Origin of the sequence: Algoriphagus oliviformis, from assembly GCF_017254915.1 — a bacterium.
GTDB lineage: Bacteria > Bacteroidota > Bacteroidia > Cytophagales > Cyclobacteriaceae > Algoriphagus > Algoriphagus oliviformis.
The window spans coordinates 1-4,780 of sequence record NZ_JAFKCT010000020.1 but is presented as its reverse complement, the minus strand read 5'-3'; the positions used below and the strand labels follow the sequence as shown (position 1 = coordinate 4,780).

The window sequence follows — 4,780 nt, the reverse complement described above, 5'->3', positions numbered from 1 at the left end:
TTTTGACCTGAACAGCCTACTCAAACGGCTCCAAAAATCCCGACTCAATCCCCATAGGAACCTCCCCGGTTCCGTGCAACATCGGTTTCATTGTTCGTCCTGCGGACGCAACGAAAACCTAGTTGTTGTGCGTTCGTTTTTTATACTATTTAATAGAAATAGCAACATTGCCAGCTTTATGACCTAGCTCTACATATTTATGTGCCTCTATTATTCTTTCAAGTGGAAAGGTCTTATCAATAACAGGCTTGAAAAATCCTTTCTCTGCAATTTCTATGAATAACTCCAAATCTTCATTTTTCCAATAAAAATTAGAAGATACTACCATAACTTTTTTGCTTTTGAATAATGAGGTGAAAATTGAGGCTAGAATATGCGAAAATCCAAATTCGGTTAATAAATATCTCCCTTTAGGTCTCAATAATTTTAGACATTCTTTCATGGATGTTTTACCGACCGTATCAAATAGCAAATCATATTTTTCTTCTGTTTGAGTAAAGTCCTGACAGGTGTAATCAATCACAATATCTGCTCCAATTGAACTTACGAGCTCTATATTCTTAGTACTACATACTCCTGTTACATGAGCTCCAAAATATTTGGCAAGTTGAACCGCTGCTGTACCGACTGAACCTGATGCTCCGTATATCAATACCTTATCCCCCTGTTTAATGTTCCCTTTTTTCTTCATGTAAGCTAATGCTGAAAGTGGACCATTGACCATGCATGCGGATTCTTCAAAGGTTAGATTTTCTGGTTTATAATGCATCAGCCCATTCTCGGGCATACATTTATACTCAGCATAGGCTCCAAAACTCAAGCCGGTGTAGCCAAATACCTCATCACCAATTTTGTATTTTTTAACTTCTTTCCCTATAGCTTCAATTGTTCCGGAGAATTCAATTCCTAACACAGGATTTTTAGGTTTTTTGAAACCAAACATTAAACCTACTGGAAGTTTAAGGAGGGGAGGATGATTAAACCCTCTCATTTTGGGGTCTTCAGCGGTTACTGAAGTGGCAAATATTCTAATAAGCACCTCATTATTTTTGGGTGCTGGTTTTTTAATTTCTGCTACATGCAGTACTTCGGGTTCTCCGTATCGCTTAAATACAATTGCTTTCATTTTACTGCACTTTATTTTTTTACAAAAATAAGGCGCCTCAAAAAGCGAAAATTTGACCTAAGTCAAATAATCATTTTCTTGCAATCTTTGATCTGATTCTGGATAATGTTTCTAGAGAAACATTTAATGATGGTTACTGGCAATTGCTGAATAATCTTTGGCTCTTTTTCGAGTAAGTTAAAATACCTTTGTGAGGCATCCATGGTTTGAAATTCTTTAAGCCTTTGTTCAAACCACACTGCATAGTACTCAATGAACATTTTATCCAGCATCATTATTTCCGCATATTTCTTTTTGATAATATCAAACCGGCTATAGTCAATAATTGTTACCTCCATTTCCGTCAATGCCTCTATATATTCATCTGCCGGTTTTCGCATTATATAGCTATCAAGAGATACTGCTACATCATCATAGAAGTAAACTTCAGTCGTTATTTCTTTGTCTTTGTACTTATAAAATTTTCTGGCAACACCTTTTTTAACCAATAGATGTGATGTGCATATTTGTCCGGGTTTTAGCAGACAAGACCCTTTTGAGAATTTCTTGTCAACAAACCCGTCCTCCAATTCAGTAAGTATCTGAGTGTTTAATTGATTGGAAAGATCTTTAATTCTTTTGATATATGGATGCATAGATGTCTTCTTGTAAAATCAAGATCACTCAGATAACAAACTATTGTCTTAATAATTTGTCTTGAATGTTCTTGCCCGTTTTCAAATTCACATGCTAAAATTGCAGTTCCCCCTTTATGACTTGGTATTGCATGTCCACTACAGATTTATTAAGACCATGTGCCGCACCAGGCACTAAAAAATACTCTTTTTTGGGAGCTTTTATTTTGTTATAATATGGTTCAGTAACTTCTTTGGAAGTTAATATATCTTGCTCACCCTGTATTAAATACACCGGAATATTAACTACCAATCCATCTCTCTCAAAATCAATATCTGAAACCATAGAGGGTATTCCAAGTTTTTCGTGGCCCACAAAATTGATAAAAGAGTAGTCATCCCCGTCATATCTTGCCTTACTATCTTTTTCATTATCATACTTTGGTGCTATTTTCCACCAAGATTCTGGAGCCGGAATTGAATTCTCTCCCTCATATTTTTTTATTATTCGCAATAATTGGCCGTAACTTCTAGCATTATCATAGGGTGGCTTACCCAAAGTATTTAGTAATTCAATAGAAATATCATCTTTCTTGCTGATAGCCAGTTCATTGGTTTTCTTATAGGCATAACTAATATTTTTCGAAAAATTCACAACCTGAGAATGCCCTATATAAAGATGAAATAATTCTGGGCACTTTAAAGCCATTTTCATACCCAGCACCGATCCCCAAGAAGTTCCAACAAGTATTACTTTTTGCTTATCAAGATATTCAAGAATATACTTGGTAAGTTCTATCCCATCTTTGGCCATTTGTTCTACTTTCAAAGGATTTTCAACATAAAACTCTTCATCAACATCCGAAGGAAAATTACGGCCATAAGTTTTTCCGGCACCTCTTTGATCCCAATGCACCAAAACAAATTCATCTTCCCATCTGCCATAAATATTGTTTTCAAATTGACTCATAGTGCTGCCCGGACCACCATGAAGGAAGAGAATTACAGGCTTTGATTTATCTTCTCCCTTTATTGTGATCCATTGTTCAATGCCTCCAATAGATACGAATCTCTCTTCATTGATGGACTTATCCTGTGCATTTATATAAGTTGAATTCAGTATGAAAAATAGAATAGTAAGGTTCAAAACTTTCATAGTAATCAAATTTGATATAACATTCAACATGTTTTTATTTTCTAATAAACAGCCCAAGTTTCGATTTGTTTCCACCATATAAAGGTGCAAACCGAATTTTTGATTGTAGTTTATCTAAGGAAAAGATGAAACTCAATTTTTATCGATCATAAACAACACTTTCTGCAACATCTTTATATGTGTTAATGTCTTTTAGTACACTTTCTAATTTTGTTTTCAAAGAAACAATAGCAATTTTTCCCAGAGGAAGTCTTAACGGAGGTGTTTCAAGTTTCGTAATGTTTAAAATTGCTTGTGAAGCTTTTACTGGGTCACCTTCTTGTTTGCCGTCCACTTGTTTCATTCGTTCTCTGAATACTCCTGCCGTGCCGTTATAATCTTCAATTATTTTGTCGGCTTGTTTGAATGAACTACCTGCAAAATTTGTTCTGAATGGACCTGGTTCGACAATGGTCAGTTTTATGCCCAAAGGTGCAACTTCTATTGCCAATGCTTCGCTGAAACCTTCTAATGCAAACTTACTGGCATTGTAAATTCCAAAACCCGGGAATGCTTTAAAGCCACCGTGAGAAGAAATTTGAATAATGTGTCCTTTTTTTTGTTTTCGGAACAACGGCAAGAAAGTTTGTGTAAGTTGCAAAGCACCAAAGAAGTTTGCTTCAAAAATTTCTCTTGTTTCCGCTATGCTTGTTTCTTCAATTGCACCGGCAAAACCAAACCCTGCATTATTTACAAGCACATCAATTTTTCCGAATTTGTTTGTAACATGTCTAACTGCATTTTCAATTTCGGTCGGTTTTGTTAAGTCCAAGGTCTGGGCAAATGCCTGGTTTTCGTACTGATTATTAAAATCGTTTGCCTGCCATTGATTACGAAATGTACCGATTACAAAGTCGCCACTTTCAATTACAGTTTGAGCAAGTGCTTTGCCCAAACCGCTTGAAACACCAGTGATAAACCAAATTTTATTTGTCATGCTTGAAATTTTTTAAGTTAGTGAGTAGTTCCTTTTGTAACTTTTCAAAGGCTTCAATTCGTTCTTCACGTAATCCGTCTTGAACAAAAAAACTTGCTTTGAATGTTACTTTCACCTCTTTGTTAAGCGTATTGCTAACTTTAAAACAAGCCAGGCAATCCTTTATTGGAAGCGGTGTTTCAATCATTGTATAGCAAATGATACGTTTTTTAGCATTAAACTTGACAACTTTTTCTACAATCTTCCCCCCATTGTGTAGTGTAAGTGTTACAATACTTTGTACTCCTTGTCCGTTGGTTATGGAGCTTTTAATTGTAGATGGAACAAGAAATTGTAAATGCCCTAAATCAGAAAGATATTGCCATACACTATCTGCATTCCCTTTAAAAGTTATACTGTTTTCAACCGTTGTTTTTTAAAAGAGTTGTCCTGCGAAAAAAGGATGTTGCTTGTCAAAAAAACAAATACTGTTAGAACCCAAATACGAAGATTAGTTTTTACCATTTTCATAGTTATTAAATTGATTGAGCTAATGGAAAGTCAATTTCAAAACCTGTAAGGTTGTGAATGTAATTGCTGATGATTTTATCGCCAATAACGATTACCACATCTATCATATTAGCTTCTGTATAACCAGCATCAAAAAACGATTGCTTTGTTTCTTCATTTGCTCTTCCCCTGCTGGTAACCACAGACGCAACGAATTTTACCAAAGCATCTAACTGCTTGTCAAATGAAGCCGAACCTTTTCGCAATTCAATTATTTGCTCATCTGTAAAGCCTGAGCATTCCCCAATCTTTAGGACAGGAATGGTTTGAGGTCAAGTATACAGGAAGGGCGTGAGTTTTCCATATTTCCACACCTGAAAATCCCTATTTAGATTTTCAAGAAGTGTGGGAATGTGGGA

At 35.5% G+C, this 4,780-nt stretch carries 5 protein-coding genes and 1 pseudogene; all 6 read right to left on the bottom strand.

Annotation, left to right across the window (positions count from 1 at the left end):
- Positions 1-145: 145 nt before the first annotated feature.
- Entirely contained in the window at positions 146-1,126 is a 981-nt protein-coding gene (locus J0A68_RS22315) for an NAD(P)-dependent alcohol dehydrogenase (RefSeq protein WP_206580480.1), read from the bottom strand.
- 62 nt (positions 1,127-1,188) lie between these two features.
- Complete coding sequence (locus J0A68_RS22310) at positions 1,189-1,761, bottom strand: Crp/Fnr family transcriptional regulator (RefSeq protein WP_206580479.1); 573 nt, start codon at positions 1,759-1,761, stop codon at positions 1,189-1,191.
- 94 nt (positions 1,762-1,855) lie between these two features.
- On the bottom strand, positions 1,856-2,896 hold the full coding sequence (locus J0A68_RS22305; RefSeq protein WP_206580478.1) for an alpha/beta hydrolase: 1,041 nt from the start codon (positions 2,894-2,896) through the stop codon (positions 1,856-1,858).
- Between the two features lie 139 nt (positions 2,897-3,035).
- Positions 3,036-3,872 (bottom strand): oxidoreductase, encoded by an 837-nt coding sequence (locus J0A68_RS22300; RefSeq protein ID WP_206580477.1) that lies wholly within the window; start codon positions 3,870-3,872, stop codon positions 3,036-3,038.
- A pseudogene (locus tag J0A68_RS22295) lies at positions 3,862-4,272 on the bottom strand (SRPBCC family protein); the annotation flags it as partial. The pseudogene J0A68_RS22295 and the gene J0A68_RS22300, both read right to left, overlap by 11 nt.
- A 115-nt stretch (positions 4,273-4,387) precedes the next feature.
- Positions 4,388-4,627 (bottom strand): carboxymuconolactone decarboxylase family protein, encoded by a 240-nt coding sequence (locus tag J0A68_RS22290; RefSeq protein WP_206580476.1) that lies wholly within the window; start codon positions 4,625-4,627, stop codon positions 4,388-4,390.
- Between the last annotated feature and the right edge of the window lie 153 nt (positions 4,628-4,780).